The sequence below is a fragment of the Schumannella luteola genome, from assembly GCF_013408685.1.
Lineage (GTDB): Bacteria > Actinomycetota > Actinomycetes > Actinomycetales > Microbacteriaceae > Schumannella > Schumannella luteola.
This window is the reverse complement of record NZ_JACBZY010000001.1, coordinates 3,210,497-3,236,159: the sequence shown is the minus strand read 5'-3', so window position 1 is coordinate 3,236,159 and position 25,663 is coordinate 3,210,497. Positions and strand designations below refer to the sequence as shown.

Sequence of the window (25,663 nt, the reverse complement as noted above, 5' to 3'; positions counted from 1 at the left end):
CTCGACACCCCACCGACACGCTCTCGAAAGGCACCCCATGCGCATCTCCGTCATCGGCTGCGGCTACCTCGGCGCGGTGCACGCCGCCGCCATGGCCTCGCAGGGCCACGACGTGATCGGCATCGACGTCGACCCGGTGCGCCTCGGCGCGCTGCGCGAGGGGCGCGTGCCCTTCCACGAGCCCGGCCTCGAGCAGCTGCTGAGCGAGGGGATGAGCGCGGGCCGCCTGCGCTTCAGCACCGAGATCGCCGACGCCGCCACGGCGCAGGTGCACTTCGTCGCCGTCAACACCCCGCAGCGGCTCGGCGGCGACGAGGCGGACCTCGGCTACGTCGAGGCGGCGCTGCGCTCGCTCGCCCCGCACCTCGCTCCCGGTGCGCTCGTCGTCGGCAAGTCGACGGTGCCCGTCGGCACCGCACGCCGTCTCGCTCCGCTGCTCGCGGGCCGCGCCGAGCTCGTCTGGAACCCCGAGTTCCTGCGCGAGGGGCACGCGATCGACGACACCCTGCGCCCCGATCGCCTCGTCTACGGCGTCGGCGACGAGCCGGAGTCGGCCGAGCGCGCCCGTGTGCTGCTCGATGAGGTCTACGCCCCGCAGCTCGCCACCGGAGTACCGCGCATCGTCGCCGACCGCGAGACCGCCGAGCTGGTCAAGGTCAGCGCGAACGCCTTCCTCGCCCTCAAGATCTCGTTCATCAACGCCGTCGCAGACGTGTGCGCGGCGACGGGCGCCGACGTGAACCTGCTCGCGGATGCGATCGGTCACGACGCCCGCATCGGCCGCCGCTTCCTCGGCGCCGGTCTGGGCTTCGGCGGAGGCTGCCTGCCGAAGGACATCCGCGCCTTCGGGGCCCGCGCGGCGGAGCTCGGCGAGGATGCGATCGGCTCGCTGCTGCGCGAAGCCGACCGCATCAACCTCGGGCGGCGGCACCGCGCGGTCGAACTGCTGCGTACCGCGTTGAGCTCACAGCCCGGCGCGGCGACGTCGGTCGATGGGGGCGGCGATCTGCGCGGCCGCCGCATCGCGGTGCTCGGGCTCGCCTTCAAGCCCGACTCCGACGACATCCGCGACTCTCCCGCGCTCTCGGTCGCGACCGAGCTCGCGCTGCTCGGCGCCGAGGTCGTCGCCCACGATCCGCACGCGGTGCCGAAGGTGCGCATCGCCCGCCCCGAGCTCACGTGCGTCGACACGGCGGACGAGGCCGTCGTCGGCGCGGATGCGGTGCTGGTGCTCACCGAGTGGCGCGAGTACCGCGAGCTCGACCCGGCGGCGCTCGCCGCGACCACCCCGGCACGGCTGGTGCTGGATGCGCGCAACTGCCTCGACCCGGCCGCCTGGCGGGCCGCCGGTTGGGACTACCGCGGCCTCGGCCGCCACGAGCAGCCGGTGGGCGCGCTCGTCGCCTGACGGCGCACGACACCGCCGAACCCGATCGAGCGGGACGAGATCGCTCGATCGGGCGCGGCCGTGTCGGGCGAGCCGCCGACGACCCGCCTGTTCTCGACGACCTACTTGTTCTCGACGACCTACTTGTTCTCGACGACCTTGACGTCGAGCTTGTAGTTCGAGCCCGTGATCTCGGTGATGGTGACCGTGCCGATGCCGGTCTTGCCCGACAAGGTGAGCTGCACCAGGTACTTGATGGTCGTGCCGACCGAGATCGAGATCGGGGCCTGGTCGTCGCCGTTGCCGCCGGTGTAGACCATCTTCGGGGTCTCGCCGTACTGCTTCGCCAGCGAACCCGCTGCCGCCACGCCGACCTCGGCGGGGGTCACCTGCAGGGTCGAGCCGTCGCCCGGCGCACCCGAGTCGTCGTCGGAGGCTGAGGCGTCGTCGCCGCTGCTGTCATCGTCGCCGCTGCCGCCCTGGGCGCCCGCCGACTTCACGTTCACGCTGTACTTGGTGCCGTTCACGTCGCTGATCGTGACGACCGCATCCACCGTCTTCTTCGTCGCCGGGTCGACGTAGGTGCAGTCGACCTCCGTGCCGTCGACGAGCTTGACCTGGTCGTCGCCGCAGTCGACCTCCGGGCGGGAGGGCAGCTTCGTCTCCAGGGCGTCGGCGGCGGCTTTCGCCACCTGCTCGCCGCTCACGGTGAGGCTCGCGCTCGCGCTGAACGAGCATCCCGCCAGCGTCGTGACGACGAGAGCGGCGGAGGCGAGAGCCGAGACGGCCATGGGCAGCGGGCGCAGGCGCATGGGCGGATCCATTCGTGAGGGGCTGTCAGCAATAACCCTAGGGCCTGTCGCCGAGCCCCGGAAACCCGCGCCTGCTAGTCTTCCCTCGGTCACCGTCCGGTGATCACACAATCGGAGCAGACCGGCGCGAAGCTGGTCACCGGTGGTGGTCTTCCGAGCATCTGAGGCTCGGAGCGCTTCTACTGTTGGCCAGAGCCACGCCCGGCCCTGACGCGCTGTCGCGCGTGCCGGCGTTCTTCCCGCCTCACGCTCCTGGAGGTATTCCGCGCGCATCGCGGAAAGCAAAGGAGAGACCCATGGAGGGTCCCGAGATCAAGTTCGCCGAGGCGGTGCTCGACAACGGCCGCTTCGGAAAGCGCACCGTCCGCTTCGAGACCGGCCGTCTGGCCCAGCAGTCGCAGGGCGCGGTCGCCGCGTACCTCGACGAGGACACCATGCTGCTCAGCGCCACCAGCGCCGGCAAGCACCCCCGCGAGGGCTTCGACTTCTTCCCGCTGACGGTGGATGTCGAAGAGCGCTCGTACGCCGCCGGCAAGATCCCCGGCTCGTTCTTCCGCCGCGAGGGCCGCCCCTCGACCGAGGCGATCCTCGTCTGCCGTCTGATCGACCGGCCGCTGCGCCCGTCGTTCGTCGACGGCCTGCGCAACGAGGTGCAGATCGTCATCACCGTGCTCAGCATCGCGCCGGACGAGTTCTACGACGCCCTCGCCATCAACGCCGCCTCGGCCTCGACCCAGATCTCGGGTCTGCCGTTCAGCGGGCCGATCGCCGGCATCCGCCTGGCCCTCATCCCCGGCTCGAACGGCGGAGCGGACCAGTGGGTCGCCTTCCCGAAGCACTCGCAGCTGGCCGAGGCCGTCTTCGACCTGACCGTCGCAGGCCGCCTGGTCACCAACGCCGACGGCACCGAGGACATCGCCATCATGATGGTCGAGGCCGAGGCGACCGAGGGCAGCTGGGAGCTCATCCGCGCCGGCGCCACGAAGCCCGACGAGGCCATCGTGGCCCAGGGCCTCGAGGCCTCGAAGCCCTTCCTCAAGCAGCTCGTCAAGGCTCAGGCCGAGCTCGCCGCCCAGTCGGCGAAGGAGATCCAGGACTACCCGGTCTTCCTCGCCTACGACCAGGCCACCTACGACGTCGTCGCGGGCGAGGCCTACGACGAGCTCGTCGGCATCTACCAGATCGCCGACAAGCTCGAGCGTCAGAACGCCGACGACGCCCTCAAGGACCGCGTCAAGGCGACCGTCGCCGCCAAGGTCGAGGCGGGCGAGCTGCCGGCCGACGCCAATGGCCAGGTCAGCGCCGCCTACAAGTCGGTCACCAAGAAGATCGTGCGCGGCCGCATCCTCAAGGACGGCGTGCGCATCGACGGCCGCGGCCTGAGCGACATCCGCGCGCTCGACGCCGAGGTGCAGGTCATCCCGCGCGTGCACGGCTCGGCGATCTTCCAGCGCGGCGAGACCCAGATCCTGGGCGTCACCACGCTGAACATGCTCAAGATGGAGCAGCAGATCGACTCGCTGTCGCCCGTCACCAAGAAGCGCTACCTGCACCACTACAACTTCCCGCCCTACTCGACCGGTGAGACCGGCCGCGTGGGTTCGCCGAAGCGTCGCGAGATCGGGCACGGCTTCCTCGCCGAGCGCGCCCTCGTGCCGGTGCTGCCGAGCCGCGAGGAGTTCCCCTACGCGATCCGCCAGGTGTCCGAGGCTCTCGGCTCCAACGGCTCGACGTCGATGGGCTCCGTCTGCGCCTCGACCCTGTCGCTGCTCAACGCGGGTGTGCCGCTGCGCGCCCCCGTCGCCGGCATCGCGATGGGCCTCGTCTCCGACGAGGTCGACGGCGAGACCCGCTACGCGGCGCTGACCGACATCCTGGGCGCCGAGGATGCCCTCGGCGACATGGACTTCAAGGTCGCCGGAACGAGCGAGTTCGTCACCGCGATCCAGCTCGACACCAAGCTCGACGGCATCCCGTCGTCGGTGCTGGATGGCGCGCTGAAGCAGGCCAAGGAGGCCCGCACGGCGATCCTCGCGGTCATCAACCAGGCGATCGACGCCCCCGACGAGATGGCTCCGACCGCGCCCCGCGTGATCAGCGTCAACATCCCGGTGGACAAGATCGGCGAGCTGATCGGCCCCAAGGGCAAGACGATCAACGCGATCCAGGACGAGACCGGCGCCGACATCTCCATCGAGGAGGACGGCACCGTCTACATCGGCGCGGTCGACGGCCCCTCGGCCGAGGCGGCCCGCGCGCAGGTCCTCGCGATCGGCAACCCGCTGCAGCCCGAGATCGGCGAGCGCTACCTGGGCACGGTCGTCAAGATCGCCGCCTTCGGCGCCTTCGTCTCGCTGCTCCCGGGCAAGGACGGCCTGCTGCACATCAGCGAGGTGCGCAAGCTCGCCGGCGGCAAGCGCGTCGAGAACGTCGAGGACGTCCTCGGCGTCGGCCAGAAGATCCAGGTCGAGATCACCAAGATCGACGACCGCGGCAAGCTCTCGCTCGCCCCGGTGGTCGAGGAGACTGAGGGCGGCGACACCGAGGGCGGCGCCGCCGCCTCGGACGGCCCCGAGGCTCCGGCCGAGGGCTGATCCTCCGGATCGCCCCGGATCTGCTGATCCACTGACGAAGGGCCCGGCTCCGCTTCAGCGGGGTCGGGCCCTTCGGCGTCCGCGGCCGGCGTTCGCGGCCGGCCGTGACCGGCGGCTACTCGGTGATCGTGGTGCCGATCAGCTGCGCCCGGCCGAGCACGTGCCCGAGCATCGTGAAGCCGATGATCGCCGGCGTCGCCGCGGCATCCACCTCGAGGGTCGGCACGTCGAGCGCCGTGAGCGTGAAGAAATAGCGGTGCTCGCCATGCCCCGAGGGCGGCGCGGCGCCGAGGAAGCGCTGCAGGCCGGCCTCGTTCGGCCCGGTGACGACGCCGGCGGGCAGCAGCGCCGCATCCGGGTTGCCGGCGTCGCCCGGAAGGGACGCCGCGTCGCCGGGGATGTCGCGCACCGACCAGTGCCAGAAGCCGCTGCCCGTCGGGGCGTCGGGGTCGTAGACGGTGAGCACGAAGCTCCGGGTGCCCTCGGGCGCGCCGCTCCAGGCGAGAGCGGGGGAGCGGTCGTCGCCGCCCGCGCCGAAGATCGCCGATCGAGCGCTGGTCGGCAGCGCCCCGCCGGGCTCGAAGTCGGTGCTGGTGAGCTCGAAGCTCGGAACCTCGGGCAGTCGCCAGTTCGGGTCGTTCGCCATGGGCGGTCCTCTCTCGTCTCGATCGCGGCGGCCGTCGAGCCGCGCGTCGTCAGGCTAGGGCGGAGGGCGAGCGGCGTGCCGGATGATGACGACGGATGTCGGCGAACAGTCGGATTCGCGGCGTCGAGCGGCGTCGAACCGGCTCGAAGGTCGAGGATCGGTAACGATTCAGCGCGCCGGTCGGCGGCGTGTCGGAGGCCGGCGATAGCCTGCATCGCAATCGGGTCGTGCGCACCGGCACGTTCCCGGCTCGCGAGCCAGGGGAGAGGCGCATGAGCGACGAGTCGGACCGCGGAGTCCCCGCGCCGGCTCGACCTGCGCCGACAGCGCTGTCGGGTGCCGCGGCATCCGCGAGCGGTGCGACTGCGCCGCCCGCCGCATCCCGCGCCTCCGGCACCACCCTCGACGAGCTCACCGGCGAACTGGCGATCGCTCCGCGTCTCGCGCCTACCACCGCCCAGACCGCGACCGTCTACGGCGATCTCGCCCCGCGCCGTCGCCGGGTCGGCATCTCCGACCTCCGCGTCTTCCCGGTCGCGCTCAGCGGCAACGTCTTCGGCTGGACCGCCGACGGCCCTATCGTCGACGGCATCCTCGACGTCTACCGCGCTCAGGGCGGCAACTTCCTCGACACGGCCGACTCCTACGCCGCGGGGCGCAGCGAGACGATGATCGGCCGGTGGATGCGCGACCGCGGCGCGCGCGACGACATGGTGCTCGCGACGAAGGTCGGCAAGAGCGACGAGCACCCCGGGCTCTCCGGTCGTTCCGTCACGGCCGCCGTCGAGGCCTCGCTGCGGCGCCTGCAGACCGACCGCATCGACCTGCTCTACCTGCACATCGACGACCCCGAGGTGGAGTTCGACGAGACCCTGCTCGCGGTCGACGACCTGATCCGCGCCGGCAAGGTGCGCTGGTTCGGCGGCTCCGACCACACGGGCGAGCGGCTGTTCCTGGCGCGCGTCGCCTGCGCTCACCTCGGCGTCGCGCCGATGATCGCGGTGCAGAACCAGTACAGCCTGCTGTTCCGGCGTGAGTTCGAGCGCGACATCGCCCCCGTGGCGGCCCAGCAGGGGCTCGCGATGATGCCGCGCTTCCCGCTCGCCGGCGGCGCGCTCAGCGGCAAGTACCGCGGTCGTCGCGACCTGCCTGCCGGATCCCGCGGCCGCAGTCTCGCTCAGTTCTTCTCGCGCAGCGCCGCCCGCGTGGTCAACACGCTGCGCGACATCGGGCGCGAACGGGATGCGGCCCCCGCGACGGTCGCGCTCGCCTGGCTGCTCTCGAAGCCGCTCGTGACGGCCCCGGTGGTCTCGGCGAGCTCACCCGAGCAGGTGTTCGACCTGACCCAGGCGGCGACCCTGGCGCTGACCCGTCAGCAGGTCGAGCGTCTCGACCGCGCCAGCGAGGGCTTCTGAGCCGTCGGCGTCATCCGCCCGCACGTGCGAGACCCCGAGCGGCTCCAGCTCCGCTCGGGGTCTCGTGTGCGATCGCGCGGGTGAGCGCGCTGCATCGAAGAAGGTCACCGCACCGGCGGGCTGTGCGTTCGCCTCTCCGCCGGCGCGGGAGTCGTCAGCTCGCGGCGGCGAGGGTGCGGTCGAGGCTGCGCTGCAGTGCGCTCTTCGCCGCGATCGCGTCACCCGAGAACGCGCCGCTGAGGGCGCCGTCGCGAGCGAGCACGAGGTCGTCGGCCGCTTCGCCGGCCATCGGGTGGCCGAGCTCGCGCAGCGCGTCGTCGAGACGCTCGGCGAGCAGCTCGCGGTGCTCGCGCACGATCGCGCGGGCCGGGTGGCCGGGCTCGGGGAACTCGGCGGCGGCGTTCGTGAAGGGGTCGCCGCGGAAGCCGTCGCCCTCGATGTCGCTGATCGCCAGCTCGACGACGGCGCGCACGACGCCCTCGGCGCTGCCGGCGGCGCGCTCGTCGATGCGGCCGTTCTCGAGCTCGTGGCGGTAGCCGAGGTAGTCGAGGATCAGGCGGTCCTTCGAGCCGTAGTGCTTGTAGAAGGTCGCCTTGGTCACCTTCGACTCGCCGATGAGGCGGTCGATGCCGACGTTGCGGATGCCCTCCGACGTGAACAGGGTGTCGGCGGTCTGCAGGATGCGCAGCTTGGCCGGGGCGATGGGCCGGGTGCTCGCGGTGAGCGGGGAGGTGATCGGCACGGGCGTTCCTTCTGACGGGCCGCGGTTGCCGGCCACTCCTGATCCTGACGGGTGTGTCGCGCTCGACCTCGGGTGAGCCGGTCGCGACCAGTTCGCGGACGTCGGCGGAGCGCTCCCGTCCGGCCGATCGGGACTGGCGTACTGCTCCGGGTCGAGGGGACGACCCCGGCTCGCCTCGGCCGGTGTGACGGGACCCGCTCCGCCGGTCCGTGCGCTCGAGTGTACGTGATGCGGACAGACAGACGTGTCTGTCTGTCCGCTATGATCCGACCCCAGTTCGGGGGTCGCGCTCGACCGCGATCGGAGCACGCCTCCGCTCCCGGGCGCCCGGAATCCACGGCGTCGGGTCGCCGATCCGGGCCCCTCCGGCTTCCCGGGCTCGCCCCGAGGCTCGTGACGGAGGCGTGACGTAGGCTCGTCGGGCCATGAACAGAGCTGTCCGCCTCCCGCTCGATCTGCCCGAACTCGACGTGACCGCCGCCGGCGGCTCGCGGGTGCGGCGCTCCGTGCTCCCGAGCGGAGTGCGCATCCTCAGCGAGAGCGTGCCCGGTGCGCAGAGCGCCACCGTCGGCTACTGGGTCGCCGTCGGATCGCGCGACGAGACCACGGGTGGATTCGGCTCCACGCACTTCCTCGAGCACCTGCTCTTCAAGGGCACGGCCGAGCGCAGCGCGCTCGACATCGCGGTCGCCTTCGACGCGGTCGGCGGCGAGAACAACGCCCTCACCGCGAAGGAGCACACCTGCTACTACGCGAAGGTGCGCGACCTCGACCTCGAGATGGCCGTGACCGTGCTCGCCGACATGGTGACCTCGAGCGTGCTGGATGCCGAGGAGTTCGAGAGCGAGCGCGGCGTCATCCTCGAAGAGCTGGCGATGGCCGACGACGACCCGGGCGATGTCGCGGGCGAGCGCTTCGTCGAGGCGGTGCTCGGCGCGCACCCGCTGGGGCGCCCGATCGGCGGCAGCCCCGAGTCGATCCGCGCGGTCGGTCGCGACGCCGTCTGGCAGCACTACCGCCGCCACTACTCGCCGAGCGAGCTCGTCATCACGGTGGCCGGCGCCGTCGATCACGACGCCCTCGTGGGCTGGGTCGAGCGCGGGCTCCGCGCGGCCGGCTGGGATCTCGACGCCGCCGCGGCGCCCGCTGCGCGCCGCCCCTTCGCATCCGCCCTCATCGAGCGCGGCAGCTCGCTCGTGGTCGTCGACCGTCCGCTCGAGCAGGTCAATCTCTACGTCGGCACGACCGGCATCAACGGCTCCGACGATCGCCGCAGCGAGCTCGGCGTGCTCAATGCGGTGCTGGGCGGCGGGATGTCGTCGCGTCTCTTCCAGGAGATCCGCGAGAAGCGCGGACTCGCCTATTCGGTCTACTCCTACGCCTCGGCCTACTCGGACGCCGGCGTCTTCGGCCTCTACGCCGGCTGCGCCCCGCGCAATGCCCCGGAGGTCGTCGACCTCATGCTCGGTCAGCTGCGCGCGATCGCGAGCGACGGCATCACCGCCGAGGAGCTGACGCGCGCCCGCGGCCAGATGGCCGGCGGCGCGGCGCTCGCCCTCGAAGACAGCGACACCCGCATGAGCCGGCTCGGCCGCAGCGAGCTCGGCACCGGTGAGTTCCTCGACCTCGACGAGAGCCTGCGCCGCCTCGACGCGGTCGAGCTCGCCGACGTGGAGCGCCTCGCCGCCGACCTGGCCGAGCGTCCGCTCAGCCTCGCGGCCGTCGGCGCCGTCACCGAGAACGACTTCACCGGCATCGCCGGGCTCAGCGACGAGCCCTCCGCCGCGTGACCCCCACGAACCCAGGAGCTCCCGTGTCCCGTTTCCTCTACCTCGTGCGCCATGGCGAGCAGCGTGACGCCGAGTTCGGCCTGCCCGACGGCCCGCTGAGCCCGCGCGGCGTGCGCCAGGCGCGCGCGATCGCCGAGCGCCTCGGCGGCGTCCCCTTCGACGCGGCCTTCACCTCCCCGCTGCAGCGCGCGCAGGAGACCGCGAAGATCATGACCGAGCGGCTGCCCTCGCTCGAGGCGGAGCCCTCGGCGCTGCTCATGGACTGCATCCCCGCCGGCCCGTCGCCCGACATGCCGCACAGCTTCGAGTCGTTCTTCGGCGGCGTCACCCCCGAGGAGATCGACGCGGGCGAGGCGCAGATGTCGGATGCCTTCTCGGAGTGGATGACCCCCTCGCGCGACGACCGCCACGAGCTGCTCATCACCCACAACTTCGTCATCGCGGCCTTCGTGGCGCACGCCTTCGGCGCGGCGCCGTGGCGCTGGATGGGTGTGAACCAGGCGAACTGCGGCCTCACGATCATCCGCGTCCGCTCGGCGAAGCCCCCGGTGCTGCTCACGCACAACGACCTCGGGCACCTGCCGGCCGAGCTGCGCACGGGCCTCCCCGTCGACCAGCCCTACTGATCCGGAGCAACTGAGCTGGAGCTGCCGGACCGGGGCTCAGGCGACCGGCGCGACCGGCTTCGCGTACCAGGTCGTCGCGTTGGGGTTGTCGTTGTAGGGCTCGACGGTGACGTAGCCCGAGCTGCGGTACAGGCCGCCGGCCGCTTCGAGGCTGTCGTTCGTGTCGAGCACGAGCTCGGCGGCGCCGTGCTCCGCCGCCCTGCGCTCGAGCTCCTCGAGGATGCCGCGACCGAGCCGGCGACCGCGCGCGGCCTCGCGCACATAGAGGTGCTTGATCTCCCAGCGCGCCCCGAGCGGGCCGTCGTCGATGCGACGGATGCCGCCGCATCCCAGCAGCTCGTCGCCGTCGGCCACGACGAGGAACAGGCCGCGATCGCCGCGGAACACCGCCGGGTCGGGCAGGTTGACCTGGTACGTGCCCTGGGCTGAGGGGAAGCTCTTCTCGCGTCCGGTGAAGTACTCGGTGAGCAGCGTCTGGGCGTCGGGGGAGTCGACGGCGGTCTCGCGGAAGTCGGTCACGATCCCAGGCTAGAACGCGCGGGGCACCCCGCGCGCCGCGTCAGATCGCGACGGGATGCGCGGCGACTCGGGCCCCGGCGGTGCGGTGCTCGCCGGCCGTGACCTCGGCCCACACCGCGTCGAGCGAGAGGCCGAGCACCTCCGCGAGGGCGGCGATCGTGGGGAAGGCGGGGGTCGCGATGCGGCCGGTCTCGATCTTGCGCAGCGTCTCGGGCGAGATGCCGGCGTCGAGAGCCACGGCGAGGGGCGAGCGATCGCCGCGGGCCGAGCGCAGCAGCGACCCGAGTCGCTCCCCGCGCTCGAGTTCGGCGGGGGTGAGCGGCAGTCGGACCATGGCCCGATGATAGTCCCGGTATTGTCTGGCCGGTACTTTATGACCGGTATAGTTATCCCGTGATCGAGATCCTGACCCCGGCCGAGGTCGACAAGGCGCGCGCGACGGGCGCCCTCGTCGGCGATATCCTGCAGACCCTCAAAACGAAGAGCCTCGTCGGCACGAACCTGCTCGAGCTCGACGAGATCACGCGGCAACTCATCATCGACGCGGGTGCCGAGTCCTGCTACGTCGACTACGCGCCCTCCTTCGGCAACGGCCCCTTCGGTCACTACGTCTGCACCGCCGTCAACGATGCCGTGCTGCACGGCATGCCGCACGACTACGCCCTCGTCGACGGCGACCTGCTCACCCTCGACCTCGCGGTGCTGCTCGACGGCATCGCCGCCGACGCCGCGATCAGCTTCGTCGTGGGGGAGTCGGCCCGCGCCGAGGACCTCGCGCTCATCGACGTCACCCAGCGCGCGCTCGCCGCCGCGATCGCGATCGCCGGCCCCGACGTGCGCACGGGCGACCTCTCGCACGCGATCGGCCAGGTGCTCGGCGCCGAGGGCTACCCGATCAACCTCGAGTTCGGCGGGCACGGCATCGGCTCGACCATGCACGGCGACCCGCACGTCGCCAACGACGGCCGACCCGGCCGCGGCTACCGCCTGCGCCCCGGACTCCTGCTCGCGCTCGAGCCCTGGGTCATGGCCGACACGGACGTGCTGGTGACAGATGCCGACGGCTGGACCCTGCGCAGCTCGACCGGGTGCCGCACGGCCCACACCGAGCACACGATCGCGATCACCGAATCGGGCGCCGAGATCCTCACGCTGCCGTCGCGCTGAGCGCGGTCGTCCCGCTCCGATCCGGCTCGAACACGGATGCCGTCGCCGCATCGGGCTCGCCGGTCGCGCACTGCGTGCTCGCCTAGGCTGGATGCCATGACCTCACGAGTCGCCGTCGTCGGCGCCACCGGAAAGCTGGGTGGCCTCGCCGCCGATCTGATCGACCGCACCGAGGGCTTCGAGGTCGCGGCCCGACTGTCGTCGAAAGACGGGCTGGAGGCGCTCGCCGACGTCGACCTCGTCGTCGACATGACCATCCCGGTCGTATCGCCCACGGTCGTCGAGGCGGCGCTCGCCGCCGGCAAGCCGGTGCTCGTCGGCACCTCCGGCTGGAACGCCGAGCGTCTCGCGAAGCTCGGCCACCGACTCGCCGAGCTGCCCGACCTGGGCGTCATCGTCGTGCCGAACTTCTCGATCGGATCGGTGCTGGCCACCCGCTTCGCGACGATCGCGGGCCGCTACTTCGACTCGGTCGAGATCATCGAGGCGCACGCCGCGACGAAGATCGACTCGCCGTCGGGAACCGCGACGCGAACCGCCGAGCTCATCACCGCCGCCCGCGCCGAGCTCGGCCCCGTCGAGGCGCCGCACGTCGACCAGCGCGCCCGCGGGCAGCAGGTGGCGAGCATCCCCGTGCACTCGATGCGCCTGGCCGGCATCGTGGCCCAGCAGGACGTCGTCTTCGGCGGCGAGGGCGAGGTGCTGCGCCTCACCCACCAGACGATCTCGGGGCGCTCCTACGAGGCCGGCATCCTCGCGGCGCTGCGGGCACTGCCCGAGGCGCGCGGGCTCACCGTCGGACTCGACGCGATCCTGGGCCTGGATGCCTGAGTCGGCCGAGCAGGACCAGCCGGCTGCGCAGGATCGATCGGCTCAGCCCGCATCCACCGCCGGCGCCGGGGCGCTGCCGCGCCGCCGCGGCGCGCTGCTGCGCGCCCGCGCCGCGGTCATCGTCATGGCGGCGCTGCTGCTGCTCTACCTGGTCTTCGCGCTGGGCTACGCGATCCTGCTGCTGTCGACCGGCGTGCCCATCGCGATCGCCCTGGGCGTCGCGCTGATCGTGCTGCCGCTGCTCGGCATCTGGGCGCTCGGAGCCGAGCTGCTCTTCGCCGTGCGCGCCGACCGGCTCGCGGCCCGGCTCGAGGCCGAGAACGGCATGCCCGCCGAGCCGCTGCCGGTGCACGCCAGCGGCCGCGTCGACCGCGACGCCGCCGAGGCCGTGTTCCCGCGCTACCGCGAGGCGGTCGAGGCCGCGCCCGAGGACTGGCGCGCCTGGTTCCGTCTCGGACTCGTCTACGACGCGAGCGGCGACCGCCGCCGCGCGCGCTGGGCGACGCGTCAGGCGATCCGCTTCTCCCGCGCCTGACGACCGGTCGGGCCGGTCGGGCGCTGCATCCGCGGTGTCCTACGCCTCCCCGTGCACGACCGCGACCACCGCGTCGTCGATCTCGCTGTGCTTCCAGTGGAAGCCGTCCGAGCGCAGTCGCGTCGGCAGCACCTCGGCGCTGTCGAGCAGCAGCCGCTGCCCGGCTTCGCCGAGCATCCTCACCGCGAACTCCGGCGCCGGCAGCAGCCGGGGCCGGTGCAGCTCGCGCGCGTAGACCCTCGTCACCCGATCGCTCGTCGCCGGAGTCGGACCGACCAGGTTGACCGGACCCGCCAGCTCCGAGTCGAGCAGGTGCCGGATCGCCGCGACCTCGTCGAACAGCGAGATCCACGGCCAGAACTGCCCGCCCGAGCCGAAGCGCGTGCCGAGGCCGAACTGCGTCAGCTGCCGCACCGGACCGAATCCTCCGCCGTGCGCGACGACGACACCCGAGCGGATGCTCACGACGCGGGTGCGGTCTGACGCCGTCTGGGCCGCAGCCTCCCAGTCGACGACGAGCTCGGGCAGGAAGCCGCTGCCCGGCGCCGAGTCCTCGGTGAGCCGCTCGCCGGGCCGGTCGCCGTAGATCCCGACCGCCGAGGCGTTGATCAGCGTCTTCGGCGCCGCCTTCGCTCGACCGATCGCGGTGGCGATCGTGCGGGTCGTGTCGAGGCGCGAATCGCGCAGCTCGGCGCGGTAGCCGGCGGTCCAGGGGATGCGGCCGACGCTGGCGCCGGAGAGGTTGACCACCGCATCCACCCCCTCCAGCTCGGCGGGGTCGAGCCGCCCGGCGCCCGGATCCCAGCGCACCTCCTCGGAGCTGCGCGGATCGCGGCGCACGAGGTGGCGCACCTCGTCGCCGGCGGAGCGGAGGGATTTCGTGAGGGCGGTGCCGACGAGTCCGGAGGCTCCGGAGATCAGCACCCGACGTGTGCGGGCCATGCGGGGTCTTTCGCTTCGGGGGAGGGACGGGATGCGATGTCGCCGACGATCGGGACGTCGACGGCGATGAGGGCGCGATGCGCTCCGGAGGTCGCGCAACTAGGCGAGGCTCGCCTCGAGCGTGATCGGGATGCCGGCGAGCGCCTGCGAGACCGGACAGCCCCGCTTCGCCTCCTCAGCGACGGCGGCGAAGCCGGCCTCGCTGAGCCCCGGCACCTTCGCGCTGACGAGCAGATGGCTGCCCGTGATGCCCTGGCCGGGCACGAAGGTGACCGCGGCAGTGACCTGCAGGCTCTCCGGCGGCGTGCCCGCCTGGCCGAGGGCGTTCGACAGCGCCATCGAGAAGCAGGCGGAGTGCGCGGCGCCGAGCAGCTCCTCGGGGTTGGTGCGACCGGCCACGCCCTCGGCGCGCGCCGCCCACGTCACCGGGAACTCGCCGGCGTCGGAGGAGTCGAGACTCGTCGTGCCCGAGCCGCTCGCCAGATCGCCGAACCAGAGCGTCGTCGCCTCGCTGGTCACTGCCATGGGGTGCTCCTCGCTGAAGCCGTCGGGGGAGTGCGGGGTGCCGATCACACTACGCGCGGGCGCCGACCCGAGGACGGTCATCCACGCGACTCCCTGATTCGGGCGGCGCGAGGCGACTCGATGGGCTGACGCCGCCCGGGTGCGAGGACGACGTCGGTCGTCCTCGCTAGGGTGAAGGCCGTGTCCGACGCTCCTGCCCCCGCCGCCTCGTCCGCCCCCGATCCGGCTGCCGCAGCCGCCCCGGAGCCGGTGTTCCGCTCCGATGTGAAGGTCGAGCTGGTGCGCTCGAGCGCGAGCGACTCCGACGTGCTGTTCGCCGCGCGGGTGTCGACGCAGGGCGAGAAGACGCTGGATGCGGCCGCCGCCGGAACCGAGGCCACCGACCGCGATCGCGGCCTCATCAACTACCTCATGCGCGACCGCCACGGCTCGCCCTTCGAGCACAACTCGCTCACCTTCTACGTGCAGGCGCCGATCTTCGTGTTCCGCGAGTTCATGCGCCACCGCATCGCCTCGTACAACGAGGAGTCGGGCCGCTACCGCCAGCTGCGCCCCGTCTTCTACGTGCCCGGCCCCGAGCGTCGGCTCGTGCAGGTCGGCAAGCCCGGCGCCTACGTCTTCGAGGAGGGCACGGCCGAGCAGCACGAGCTGGTCGTCGCCGAGAGCCGTCGCGTCGCCACGGAGGCCTACGAGAGCTACCTGCGCATGCTCGACGCCGGGGTCGCCCGCGAGGTCGCCCGCGCCGTGCTGCCGGTCTCGATCTACTCGTCGATGTACGTGACCGTCAACGCGCGCTCGCTCATGAACTTCCTCTCGCTGCGCACCAAGCACGAGGACTCGCACTTCCCCTCGTTCCCGCAGCGCGAGATCGAGATGGCGGCCGAGCAGATGGAGGAGCTGTGGAAGCCGCTCATGCCGCTCACCCACGCCGCCTTCCAGGCGAACGGCCGCGTCGCCCCCTGACCGACCCGCCCGCGGTCCGCCGCAGATCCCGATCCATCGGCTGACCGAGCCGCCCGGCCCGAACCATCTCAAGGAGTTGCTGCAACTCGAGAGACTGCTGAGCACCACGCGCCTCACCAGTCACAGCAACTCCTTGAGATGGTCTGTCCGCGCCCCGCCGAGCCGCTCTCCTCCACACCTGCCGTGCGAGTCGGGTTTTCTCCGTCGGCTCGATCGACGCCCCGTGACGAGGGAAAGCGCGCCAGCCTCGATGGGTGGACCGGATCCGGCGTGAGATCGCACAGCGAGGCGGCCTGATCTCCACGGCGGAGCTGCTGGGACTCGGAGTGACTCGCGTGCGCATCCGTCAGCTCGTGCTCGATCGCGGCCTGACCCATGTGCGAAAAGGCTGGTACGCCGATCCGGCCATGCCGGGACCGCTGATGGCGGCCGCGCGCGTCGGTGGCCGCCTGACCTGCCTTTCGGCGGCCGCGCACCGGCGGCTCTGGATTCCCGAGGCGCCGTCCGTCGTGCACGTCGGAGTCTCGAACAGCGCGGCGCAGCTTCGATCTCCGCACGACGCCATGCGACGCCTCGCATCGGGTGAGGCGGTCGTCCACTGGTCCGCTGACGCCACATTGCGGCAGGGAACCGGAAGCCGCCTCCTGGCGGGGCGAGTCCAGATGCTCGTCGACATCGCGCGGTGTCAGACGCCGGAGGTCGCGCTGGTCGTCGTCGAGTCGGCCCTCGCGAACAGGGTGCTGCGTCAGCACGAGCTGAGTGCGGTCACCCGACAGCTGCCTGACCATCTTCGAGCTCTGCTCTCGACAGCGACGCCGCTGGCCGGCAGCGGCACCGAGACGCTCTTCGTCCGCAGGGCGTCGCGGCTCGGGATCCGCATCCGTCAGCAGGTCTGGATCGGTCCCGATCGAGTGGATGCCGTGCTCGGCGATCGGCTCGTCGTCGAGATCGACAGCCGCGAGTTCCACGATCGGGAGCGCGACGCCGATCGAGACGCTCGACTCATCGCGGCGGGCTATCGCATCCTGCGCTTCACCTACCGGCAGGTCATGCATGACTGGCCTTCGGTCGAGGCCGCACTCCGAGCTGCACTCGCCCGCGGAGATCACCGCATCTGACGCCGGGATGCCGAAGCTCGCTTCCGCTTCACGACGTCGGAACCATCTCAAGGAGTCGCTGTGACTCATGATGCTGGTGAGCAACAGCAGCCACACTAGTGACAGCAACTCCTTGAGATCGTCACCGCGAGAACGCGACCCCCGCGCTCCGCTAGCCTGTGAGGCGTGTCGACTTCTGAGAACCCGTTCGGTCAGGTCCTCGTCGCGCTGGTGACCCCGTTCACCGCCGACGGCGAAGTGGACTGGAACGACGTCGAGAAGCACATCGACCGCTGCATCCAGGACGGCGCCGACGGCATCGTCGTCACCGGCACGACCGGCGAGACCAGCACGCTCACCGACCCCGAGAAGCTGAAGCTCGTCGAGGTCGCGAAGAGCGTCAGCGCCGGCCGCGCCAAGATCATCACCGGCGGCGGCTCGAACGAGACGGCCCACGCGATCGAGCTCTACAAGGCCAGCGAGAAGGCCGGCGCCGACGGCATCATGATCGTCACGCCGTACTACAACAAGCCGACCCAGGCCGGCATCCTCACGCATTTCCGCATGGTCGCCGACTCGACCGACCTGCCGGTCATCCTCTACGACATCCCCGGCCGCACCGGCGTGCCGATCGCCTACGAGACAATCCTGCGCATCGCCAAGCACCCCAACGTGCGGGCGATCAAGGATGCGAAGGGCGACTTCAGCCAGGTCAGCCGCGTGCTGAACCAGACCGACCTGCTCTACTTCTCGGGCGACGACGCCAACGTGCTGCCGCACCTGTCGATCGGCGCGACCGGCCTCATCGGCGTCACCGCGAACGTGGCCTCGGCGCCGTACCGCACGATCATCGACGCGGTGAACGCGAGCGACCTCGCCACCGCGACCGCCGCGCACCAGGCTCTCGAGCCGCTCGTGCGCGCGATCATGACCCACGTGCCCGGCACCGTCGCGGCGAAGTACGTGCTGCACGGCCTCGGCCGCATCTCCAGCCCCCGCGTGCGCCTGCCGCTGGTCGGGCCGGAGGAGTGGGAGGCCGCTCAGATCGAGGACGAGCTCGCCCTCGTCGGCGCCATCGACGGCGTCGACTTCAAGAACTTCCGGCCCGACCGCAACGCCGCCGCCGGCGGCGCGCTGCCCAAGGTCGCCGGCACGACGCGCTAGAACACCGGCCGGGCGCCCCGGCCACGACCACAAGGACAGAATGCCCGCCATCGACATCTATCAGCCCGCTCCGCTCGAACCGGGCACCCTGCGCGTCATCCCGATCGGCGGTCTCGGCGAGATCGGCCGCAACATGACGGCCTACGAGTTCGACGGCAAGATCCTCATCGTCGACTGCGGCGTGCTCTTCCCCGAAGAGCACCAGCCCGGGGTCGACCTGATCCTGCCCGACTTCGCGCCGATCCGTGACCGCCTCGACGACATCGTCGCGGTCGTGCTGACGCACGGCCACGAAGACCACATCGGCGCGGTGCCGTACCTGCTGCGTCTGCGCGCCGACATCCCCCTGATCGGCTCGAACCTGACTCTCGCGCTCGTCGAGGCGAAGCTCAAAGAGCACCGCATCAAGCCCTACACGCACATCGTGCACGAGGGCCAGATCGAGAAGCTCGGGCCCTTCGAGACCGAGTTCGTCGCCGTCAACCACTCGATCCCCGACGCGCTCGCGGTCGCGATCCGCACCCCCGCCGGCCTCGTGCTGCACACGGGCGACTTCAAGATGGATCAGCTGCCGCTCGACGAGCGCATCACCGATCTGCGCGCCTTCGCGCGGCTCGGCGAGGAGGGCGTCGACCTCTTCCTGCCCGACTCGACGAACGCCGACGTGCCCGGCTTCACGCCGCTCGAGCGCGACATCGGCCCGGTGCTCGAGAACGTCATCGCGAAGGCCAGGCGCCGCGTGATCGTCGCGAGCTTCTCGAGCCACGTGCACCGCGTGCAGCAGGTTCTGGATGCGGCGGTGAACAACGGCCGCAAGGTCGCGCTGATCGGCCGCTCGATGATCCGCAACATGGGGATCGCCTCGGACCTCGGCTACCTGCGCGTGCCGGATGGCGTGCTCATCGACGCCAAGAAGGCGATGAAGCTGCCCGACGACCAGGTCGTCTACATGAGCACGGGTTCGCAGGGCGAGCCGATGGCCGTGCTCGCGCGCATGGCGAACCTCGACCACCAGATCGAGGTCGGCGAGGGCGACACGGTGATCCTGGCCTCGAGTCTGATCCCCGGCAACGAGAACGCCGTCTACCGCGTGATCAACGGGCTCACGAAGCTCGGCGCGAAGGTCGTGCACAAGGGCAACGCCAAGGTGCACGTCTCGGGTCACGCCGCCGCGGGTGAGCTGCTCTACTGCTACAACATCCTGCAGCCGCGCAACGTGCTGCCGGTGCACGGCGAGGCCCGCCACCTGACGGCGTCGGCCGCGCTCGCGGTCGAGACCGGCGTGCCCGAGCTGAACACCTTCGTCGGCGAGAACGGCATCGTGCTCGACCTCAAGGACGGCCTGGCGAACATCGTCGGCCAGCTCGATCTCGGCTACGTCTACGTCGACGGCTCGACCGTCGGCGAGATCACCGACGCTGACCTCAAGGACCGCCGCATCCTCGCCGAGGAGGGCTTCATCTCGATCTTCGTCGCGGTCGACAAGCAGACCGGTCGCGTCATCGTCGGGCCGGAGATCCAGTCGCGCGGCTTCGCCGAGGACGAGGCCGTGTTCGACGACGTCAAGCCGAAGATCGTGGCCGCGCTGAGCGAGGCCGCCCAGAACGGCACCCGCGACCAGCACGGCTTCGCGCAGGTCGTGCGCCGCACGGTCGGCCGCTGGGTCAACACCCAGCACCGTCGCCGGCCGATGATCGTGCCGGTCGTCATCGAGGCCTGAGCGCCGACCGCCCGGCCTGCCGCGCATCGAACGCGGGTCCGTCCTCCGGGGCGGGCCCGCGTTCGCATCTCCGCGCGGCAGCGCCAGTCGGTGCTCGATCCCGCCGCTGCGCATTTCTCGCTCTCAGGGCGGAGCGACACGCGCGTCATCTCGTCCTCCTGGATGATCTTCTGCGCACAGCGCGCACCTAGGGTGAACAGAGCATTCGTCACACCCGGAGGTCCCCATGGGCATCGCACGGAAATGGGTCTTCCCGATCCTCCGTCTCGTCGTCATCGCCGCGATCGCGGTCGCACTCGTCAAGCTCGCCTTCATCGACGGACTCTCCGACGACGGCAAGGACTCCGCGCGTCCGACGGGCCAGATCGTCGACCCCACCGTGTCGGTCACGAAGGGCACGATCACGAACGAGGTGAAGCTGGATGCGACGGTCTCCGCCGATCCGGCCGCCCCGGTCAAGGCGACGCTGGCCGGCGAGGTGACGAAGATCACGGCGGCGCTGGGCGCCCCGGTGGCGGCCGACACCCCGGTGGCCGTCATCCGCTCGGAGACCATCTCGCCCGAGGGTCAGCCGATCGTGAAGACGGTCACGGTCAAGGCCGGCTCCGGCGGCGTGCTGTCCGCGCTGCCGATCATCGTCGGCCAGCAGGTCGCCGTCGGCGACGCCATCGGGCAGGTCGCGCCGCCCACCTTCTCGGTCACCGGCAGCCTCGCCGCCGCCGACCAGTACCGCCTGCTGAACCGGCCCACCGAGGCGACCGTGACGATCACGGGCGGTCCCGCTCCCTTCACCTGCACCGGGCTGTCGATCACGACGCCGCTCAACGGGGCCGGCGCCGCGGCGAGCGCGCCGGGTGATGGAGACGGGGCGGCGTCCGCGACGCCCACCACCACGGTGCGCTGCGCCGTCCCGGCCGAGGTGACCGTCTTCACCGGGCTCGCCGCGAAGATGTCGATCGCTGGCGGGGTCGCGACCGACGTGCTGACCGTGCCGGCGACGGCCGTGCAGGGCTCGGCGGGCACCGGCGTCGTCTACGTGCCCGACGCCAAGGGCGGCAAGCCCGTGAAGAAGGACGTGAAGCTCGGCCTCAGCGACGGCAAGGACGTCGAGATCACCGAGGGCCTCGCCGAGGGCGACGAGATCCTGCAGTTCGTGCCGGGCGCCCCGGCCAAGGTCGCCGTCGACGGCGCCGTGCAGGGCTGAGCCGTGGCTCTTCTGCGACTGGAGCAGGTGACCCGCATGGTCGAGCTGCCGGATGCCGAGCCGCTGCACATCCTGCGCGGCATCGACCTCGAGGTCGAGGTGGGCGACCACGTCAGCATCGTCGGCCGCTCAGGAAGCGGCAAGTCGACGCTGCTCAACCTGCTCGGCCTGCTCGACGAGCCGAGCTCGGGCCGCCTCGTGTTCGACGAGATCCCGCTCGAGCGGATGCGCTCCGGCCAGCGCGACCGCCGCCGCGGCCGGGATGTCGGATTCATCTTCCAGCAGTTCAACCTGCTGGCCGGCCGCACGGCGATCGAGAACGTGATGACCCCGCTGCTCTACGCGCCGCCGCAGCAGTTCTGGCGCCGACGTCGGCTCGCAGCCGACATGCTCGACCGCGTCGGACTCGGCTCGCGGCTGGACGCGCTGCCGACGCAGCTGTCGGGCGGCGAGCAGCAGCGCGTCGCGATCGCCCGCGCCCTGGTGCGCGGACCGCGGCTGATCCTCGCCGACGAGCCGACCGGCGCCCTCGACGTCGAGACCGGCGAGCGCGTCATGGCGCTGCTCGACCAGGTCGCCGAGGACTCGGGGGCCGCGCTGATCACGATCACCCACGATCGCAACGTCGCCTCACTCGCCCGTCGTCACTACCGCCTCGACCAGGGCGTGCTGACGCCCTCGACCGCGGAGCCGCGGGAGCCGGTGCTCGCGGGCGCCGCGGCTCCGGTCGCCGCGCGCCCCGCAGCCGCGCCACTGGGCGCCGCGCCCACAGCTGCGACGCCGGCGGCGCCGATCCCGAACCCGACCACGGCGGAGACCCTCTGATGCGCTTCCTCACCGCCATCGCCGCCGCACTCGTCGAGGCCTGGGGCGAGCTGCGCGTCAGCCGTCTGCGCGTGATGCTCAGCCTGATCGGCGTCGCCGTCGCGGTCGCCGCGCTCACCGCCGTCACCGCCCTCGGCGCCGTCGCCGAGCAGTCACAGCGCGAGCAGCAGGAGCGCTACAGCGGCCGCCCTGCGCTGCTGTCGTTCCAGCCGACCGACACGACGGGGATGAAGAAGCCCGATCCCGCGCTCGTGACCTCGGCCTTCGATGCCGCCGCGCAGCGCTACGACATCGAGTGGACGAGCCGGGTGATCTCCGACTACGTGCCCGTCTCGCTGCCGACCGGCGCCGTCGACATCAACCTGATGGGCATCGACCCCGACTACGTCACCATGCACCGGCTGTCGGTGCGCGAAGGACGGTGGTTCACCGAGGCCGACTCCGAGCGCTTCGCCCCGGCTGTCGTCATCAGCCGCGACCTCTGGACCGTGCTCGGGCAGCCCGACCTGCGCACGCATCCGAACTTCCCGCTCGACGGGCTCTCGCCGACGACGGCGGTCGTGGTCGGCGTCACGGGCGAGACCTGTCAGGGCAACTGCCTGTCGATGACCATGCTCTACGACGACTACGCGCGCGTCGGCCTCACTCACCCCGAGCAGGGCAACGAGGGATGGATCGTGACGCCGAGCTACGAGGCCTGGGTGCCGCCGTCGGTCGCCGACGAACTGCAGACGCGCATCGCCGCGACCATGTCGTCCGCGCTCGGCGAGGGCTGGCAGGTCAACCCGTCGCGCAACGACTACGCCGCGCAGCTCGGCGGCGAGGACCCCTTCCTCGTCGTGAAGCTCGTCGTCGGCGGCATCGCCGGACTCGTCCTGCTGCTCGGCGCGCTCGGGCTCGTCAACATCTCCCTCGTCACGGTGAAGTACCGCGTGCGAGAGATCGGCATCCGCCGCAGCTTCGGCGCGACCGCCGGACGGGTGTTCTTCGGGGTGATGATGGAGAGTGTCGTGGCGACCATGGTCGCCGGCCTCATCGGGGTCGCGCTCGCCGTCGCGCTGCTGAAGAACCCGTGGGTCGCGGGCTTCATCAGCTCCGACGTGCAGGACGTGCCGCCGTTCCCGATCTCGGCCGCGATCATCGGACTGGTGTCGGCCACGGTGGTCGGCGCGCTCGCCGGACTCGTGCCCGCGCTCGTCGCGGTGCGGGTCAAGCCGATCGACGCGATCCGCCTGTGAGCGGGAGTGCGCCGGCCGGCGCGGCCGAACGGCGAATCCTCGCCGCGACGGTGATGGTCGAACGGCGCGTCCCCGCCGCGCCTCCGTTGCCGCGTCGGTGCTCGCGGCTACCGTGACCCCATGGCCACCAGCACCCGGTCGGGTTCCCGCGCGCGCTCCGGCGCGAAGAGCGGTTCCGGCGCGCGCGGAGGCTCGCGCACCCAGGCGGTGACGAAGAAGCTCCCGGTCCCGAAGCCCGAGAAGCAGTCGGCAGAGCAGGGTCTGCTCGCCCGCGCCTGGCTGGGGCTCGCGCACGTCGCCGGCGGCGCCGCGCGCCTGTTCGGCAAAGAGAGCCTCGCCAAGGAGGAGCGTCGCGACGGCGTGCCGTTCCTGCTCTTGCTGCTCGCGATCGCGGGCGCCGCGGTGGAGTGGTTCCTGCAGCGCAACGAGATCGCCCAGGCGATCGAGATGTACACCTTCGGCGGGCTCTTCGGCCGTGTCGCCTTCGCGCTCCCGGTGATCATGCTGCTGTTCGCCGTCTGGCTGTTCCGGCATCCCTCGAGCGTGCACGACAACACCCGCATCGGCATCGGGCTCGTGCTCTTCCTGGTCAGCATCAGCGGCATCTGCCACCTCGTCGGCGGGCTGCCGCAGCCGGCCGAGGGGATGCCGGGCCTCGCGATCGGCGGCGGCGTCATCGGCTGGGTCGTCGCCCAGCCGCTCGCCTCGCTCGGCTCGCCCTGGTATTCGGCGCCGCTCGTCGGCTTCCTGCTCGTGATCTCGCTGTTCATCATGACCAAGACGCCGCCGAACCGCATCGGCCGACGCTTCCGCGAGCTCTACGCCTGGCTCTTCGGCGAGCAGCTGGCCGAGAAGCCCGCGAAGGAGGCCGCGAAGGACGACGACGCGAGCGGCACCGGCGAGATGGACGCCTTCAGCGACCTCGGCCTCGACATGGACGACGAGACGTCGATGCCCTGGTGGCGTCGCGGCAAGAAGAAGGACCCCGACGCCTTCGACACCCCGGTCGTCGACGAGCTCGAGCAGACCGCGGCGACCGACGTCATCGAGCCCACTCCGACCGCCGATGACGGCGGCATCGATCTCGACCTGCTCGACGAGCTGGCGAAGGCCGAGGATGCGGTGCACCGCTTCACCGGCGATGTCACCCCTGCCGCGGTCGGCATCCGCGACGACGGCGACACGGGCGAGCAGCCCGAGGTCGCCCCGGCTGTCGCCGCGCCCGCGCGCCCCGGAGCGCCCGCGCCGAAGCGCCCCTACCGGCTGCCCCCGGCGTCCTCGCTCTCCGCGGGCACGCCGCCGAAGGCGCGCACCGCCGCGAACGACGAGATCATCGCGGCGATCACGAGCGTGCTGACGCAGTTCCAGGTCGACGCGAAGGTCACCGGCTTCACGCGCGGCCCGAGCGTCACCCGCTACGAGGTCGAGGTCGGCCACGGTGTCAAGGTGGAGCGGGTCACCGCCCTGTCGAAGAACATCGCCTACGCGGTCGCCTCGAACGAGGTCAACATCCTCTCGCCGATCCCCGGCAAGAGCGCGATCGGCGTCGAGATCCCCAACCGCGACCGCGAGATCGTGTCGCTCGGCGACGTGCTGCGCTCGGGCGCGGCGAGCAAGAGCTCGCACCCGATGTCGATCGGCCTCGGAAAAGACGTCGAGGGCGGCTTCGTCGTCGCGAACCTCGCGAAGATGCCGCACCTGCTCGTCGCCGGCTCCACCGGCTCGGGAAAGTCGAGTTTCATCAACTCGATGATCACCTCGCTGCTCATGCGGGCGAAGCCGGCCGAGGTGCGCCTCGTGCTCGTCGACCCGAAGCGCGTCGAGCTCTCGATCTACCAGGGTGTGCCGCACCTCATCACGCCCATCATCACGAACCCCAAGAAGGCCGCCGAGGCGCTGCAGTGGGTCGTGAAGGAGATGGACATGCGCTACGACGACCTCGCGTCGTTCGGCTTCCGTCACATCGACGACTTCAACCGCGCCGTGCTCGCCAACGAGATCCAGCTGCCGCCGGGCAGCGAGCGCGTGCTGCAGCCCTACCCCTACCTCCTCGTCGTGGTCGACGAGCTCGCCGACCTGATGATGGTCGCGCCGCGCGACGTCGAGGAGTCGATCGTGCGCATCACCCAGCTGGCGCGCGCCTCGGGCATCCACCTCGTGCTCGCGACGCAGCGGCCGTCGGTGGATGTCGTCACCGGTCTGATCAAGGCCAACGTGCCGTCGCGCCTCGCCTTCGCGGTGTCGAGCATGACCGACTCGCGGGTCATCCTCGACCAGCCCGGCGCCGACAAGCTCATCGGCCAGGGCGACGGGCTCTTCCTGCCGATGGGCGCGGGCAAGCCCGTGCGCGTTCAGGGCGCCTGGGTGCAGGAGTCGGAGATCGCCGAGGTCGTCGAGTTCGTCAAGAAGCAGGCCCAGCCCGACTACCGCGAGGATGTCGCGGCCGTGGTCGAGAAGCGCGAGATCGACGCCGACATCGGCGACGACCTCGAGCTGCTGCTCGCGGCGGCGGAGCAGATCATCAGCACCCAGTTCGGCTCGACGTCGATGCTGCAGCGCAAGCTGCGCGTCGGCTTCGCCAAGGCGGGGCGCCTGATGGACCTGCTCGAATCGCGTGAGATCGTCGGACCTTCGGAGGGCTCGAAGGCCCGCGACGTGCTCGTCACGCCCGACCAGCTGCCCGAAGTGCTCGCGCGCCTGCGCGGCGAGCCTGGCCCCGGCGGCTCGGGAGCCGGCGGCGGAGGCGGTTCGGATGCGCCGATGACCCCGCGTCCGGGCGGCGGCGCGACCGGTGGCAGCGCCGCCGGGGATCCTCTGGACGATCCCGTCGCCGCGATGACCAGCGGCTATCCTGAGGTCGACGGCGACTCGGATGACGAGGACGCCTGGAATCTGACTGGCAGGGGGTAATCGATGGCCCT

At 71.4% G+C, this 25,663-nt stretch carries 23 protein-coding genes; 16 read left to right on the top strand and 7 right to left on the bottom strand.

What is annotated here, in order from left to right; all coding sequences use genetic code 11:
• Nucleotides 1–37 precede the first annotated feature (37 nt).
• Nucleotides 38–1,408, top strand: coding sequence for a UDP-glucose dehydrogenase family protein (locus BJ979_RS14750; RefSeq protein WP_179569046.1), 1,371 nt, complete (start codon nt 38–40; stop codon nt 1,406–1,408).
• Nucleotides 1,409–1,527: 119 nt separating this feature from the next.
• Here BJ979_RS14750 and BJ979_RS14745 read toward each other — a convergent pair whose 3' ends face one another.
• Nucleotides 1,528–2,199, bottom strand: coding sequence for a DUF4333 domain-containing protein (locus BJ979_RS14745; protein ID WP_179569044.1), 672 nt, complete (start codon nt 2,197–2,199; stop codon nt 1,528–1,530).
• 296 nt (nt 2,200–2,495) lie between these two features.
• On the opposite strand from BJ979_RS14745, the gene BJ979_RS14740 reads away from it, so the two are divergent.
• Complete coding sequence (locus BJ979_RS14740) at nt 2,496–4,793, top strand: polyribonucleotide nucleotidyltransferase (protein WP_179569042.1); 2,298 nt, start codon at nt 2,496–2,498, stop codon at nt 4,791–4,793.
• A gap of 115 nt (nt 4,794–4,908) precedes the next feature.
• Here the strand turns inward: BJ979_RS14740 and BJ979_RS14735 are convergent, their stop codons facing one another.
• On the bottom strand, nt 4,909–5,439 hold the full coding sequence (locus tag BJ979_RS14735) for a YbhB/YbcL family Raf kinase inhibitor-like protein (RefSeq protein WP_179569040.1): 531 nt from the start codon (nt 5,437–5,439) through the stop codon (nt 4,909–4,911).
• A 272-nt stretch (nt 5,440–5,711) separates the two neighbouring features.
• Here BJ979_RS14735 and BJ979_RS14730 point away from each other — a divergent pair, with 272 nt between their 5' ends.
• Nucleotides 5,712–6,854: an aldo/keto reductase gene (locus BJ979_RS14730; protein WP_179569038.1), complete on the top strand. Its 1,143-nt coding sequence runs from the start codon at nt 5,712–5,714 to the stop codon at nt 6,852–6,854.
• A gap of 154 nt (nt 6,855–7,008) precedes the next feature.
• Here the strand turns inward: BJ979_RS14730 and BJ979_RS14725 are convergent, their stop codons facing one another.
• Complete coding sequence (locus BJ979_RS14725) at nt 7,009–7,596, bottom strand: TetR family transcriptional regulator (protein ID WP_179569036.1); 588 nt, start codon at nt 7,594–7,596, stop codon at nt 7,009–7,011.
• 425 nt (nt 7,597–8,021) lie between these two features.
• On the opposite strand from BJ979_RS14725, the gene BJ979_RS14720 reads away from it, so the two are divergent.
• Together BJ979_RS14720 and BJ979_RS14715 are read left to right on the top strand one after the other, a co-directional pair.
• A complete protein-coding gene (locus tag BJ979_RS14720) occupies nt 8,022–9,386 on the top strand; it encodes a M16 family metallopeptidase (protein ID WP_179569034.1) in 1,365 nt (454 codons plus the stop codon).
• Between the two features lie 23 nt (nt 9,387–9,409).
• Nucleotides 9,410–10,012: a histidine phosphatase family protein gene (locus tag BJ979_RS14715; RefSeq protein WP_179569032.1), complete on the top strand. Its 603-nt coding sequence runs from the start codon at nt 9,410–9,412 to the stop codon at nt 10,010–10,012.
• 36 nt (nt 10,013–10,048) lie between these two features.
• Here BJ979_RS14715 and BJ979_RS14710 read toward each other — a convergent pair whose 3' ends face one another.
• Nucleotides 10,049–10,531, bottom strand: coding sequence for a GNAT family N-acetyltransferase (locus tag BJ979_RS14710; RefSeq protein WP_179569030.1), 483 nt, complete (start codon nt 10,529–10,531; stop codon nt 10,049–10,051).
• A gap of 40 nt (nt 10,532–10,571) precedes the next feature.
• Nucleotides 10,572–10,865 carry a helix-turn-helix transcriptional regulator gene (locus tag BJ979_RS14705; protein ID WP_179569028.1) on the bottom strand — a complete coding sequence of 98 codons (294 nt, stop codon included), beginning with the start codon at nt 10,863–10,865 and terminating at the stop codon, nt 10,572–10,574.
• A gap of 59 nt (nt 10,866–10,924) precedes the next feature.
• Between BJ979_RS14705 and map the strand changes: the two genes are divergently transcribed.
• The 3 genes from map (at nt 10,925) to BJ979_RS14690 (ending at nt 13,064) form a co-directional block, all read left to right on the top strand.
• On the top strand, nt 10,925–11,698 hold the full coding sequence (gene map / locus BJ979_RS14700; RefSeq protein ID WP_179569026.1) for a type I methionyl aminopeptidase: 774 nt from the start codon (nt 10,925–10,927) through the stop codon (nt 11,696–11,698).
• A 96-nt stretch (nt 11,699–11,794) separates the two neighbouring features.
• Complete coding sequence (gene dapB, locus BJ979_RS14695) at nt 11,795–12,529, top strand: 4-hydroxy-tetrahydrodipicolinate reductase (RefSeq protein WP_179569024.1); 735 nt, start codon at nt 11,795–11,797, stop codon at nt 12,527–12,529.
• Nucleotides 12,522–13,064 carry a tetratricopeptide repeat protein gene (locus tag BJ979_RS14690; RefSeq protein WP_425502491.1) on the top strand — a complete coding sequence of 181 codons (543 nt, stop codon included), beginning with the start codon at nt 12,522–12,524 and terminating at the stop codon, nt 13,062–13,064. Before dapB ends, BJ979_RS14690 begins: the two co-directional genes overlap by 8 nt.
• A gap of 39 nt (nt 13,065–13,103) precedes the next feature.
• Here the strand turns inward: BJ979_RS14690 and BJ979_RS14685 are convergent, their stop codons facing one another.
• Both BJ979_RS14685 and BJ979_RS14680 read right to left on the bottom strand, forming a co-directional pair.
• A complete protein-coding gene (locus BJ979_RS14685) occupies nt 13,104–14,006 on the bottom strand; it encodes a TIGR01777 family oxidoreductase (RefSeq protein WP_179569022.1) in 903 nt (300 codons plus the stop codon).
• Nucleotides 14,007–14,105: 99 nt separating this feature from the next.
• A complete protein-coding gene (locus BJ979_RS14680) occupies nt 14,106–14,531 on the bottom strand; it encodes an OsmC family peroxiredoxin (protein WP_179569020.1) in 426 nt (141 codons plus the stop codon).
• 249 nt (nt 14,532–14,780) lie between these two features.
• On the opposite strand from BJ979_RS14680, the gene thyX reads away from it, so the two are divergent.
• The 8 genes from thyX (at nt 14,781) to BJ979_RS14640 (ending at nt 25,652) form a co-directional block, all read left to right on the top strand.
• Nucleotides 14,781–15,494, top strand: a complete 714-nt coding sequence (gene thyX, locus BJ979_RS14675; protein WP_343046790.1) for an FAD-dependent thymidylate synthase — start codon at nt 14,781–14,783, stop codon at nt 15,492–15,494.
• Nucleotides 15,495–15,748: 254 nt separating this feature from the next.
• The gene (locus BJ979_RS18200; protein WP_179569018.1) at nt 15,749–16,612 is read left to right on the top strand and encodes an endonuclease domain-containing protein; all 864 of its coding nucleotides are present in this window, start codon (nt 15,749–15,751) and stop codon (nt 16,610–16,612) included.
• Nucleotides 16,613–16,777: 165 nt separating this feature from the next.
• Nucleotides 16,778–17,755, top strand: coding sequence for a 4-hydroxy-tetrahydrodipicolinate synthase (dapA, locus tag BJ979_RS14665; protein ID WP_179569016.1), 978 nt, complete (start codon nt 16,778–16,780; stop codon nt 17,753–17,755).
• Nucleotides 17,756–17,795: 40 nt separating this feature from the next.
• A complete protein-coding gene (locus tag BJ979_RS14660) occupies nt 17,796–19,475 on the top strand; it encodes a ribonuclease J (RefSeq protein WP_179569014.1) in 1,680 nt (559 codons plus the stop codon).
• A 226-nt stretch (nt 19,476–19,701) separates the two neighbouring features.
• On the top strand, nt 19,702–20,679 hold the full coding sequence (locus BJ979_RS14655) for a permuted SH3 domain-containing protein (protein WP_179569012.1): 978 nt from the start codon (nt 19,702–19,704) through the stop codon (nt 20,677–20,679).
• Between the two features lie 3 nt (nt 20,680–20,682).
• On the top strand, nt 20,683–21,504 hold the full coding sequence (locus tag BJ979_RS14650; protein ID WP_179569010.1) for an ABC transporter ATP-binding protein: 822 nt from the start codon (nt 20,683–20,685) through the stop codon (nt 21,502–21,504).
• A complete protein-coding gene (locus tag BJ979_RS14645) occupies nt 21,504–22,742 on the top strand; it encodes an ABC transporter permease (RefSeq protein ID WP_179569008.1) in 1,239 nt (412 codons plus the stop codon). Before BJ979_RS14650 ends, BJ979_RS14645 begins: the two co-directional genes overlap by 1 nt.
• A 120-nt stretch (nt 22,743–22,862) precedes the next feature.
• Complete coding sequence (locus BJ979_RS14640; protein WP_179569006.1) at nt 22,863–25,652, top strand: FtsK/SpoIIIE family DNA translocase; 2,790 nt, start codon at nt 22,863–22,865, stop codon at nt 25,650–25,652.
• Nucleotides 25,653–25,663: the final 11 nt, after the last annotated feature.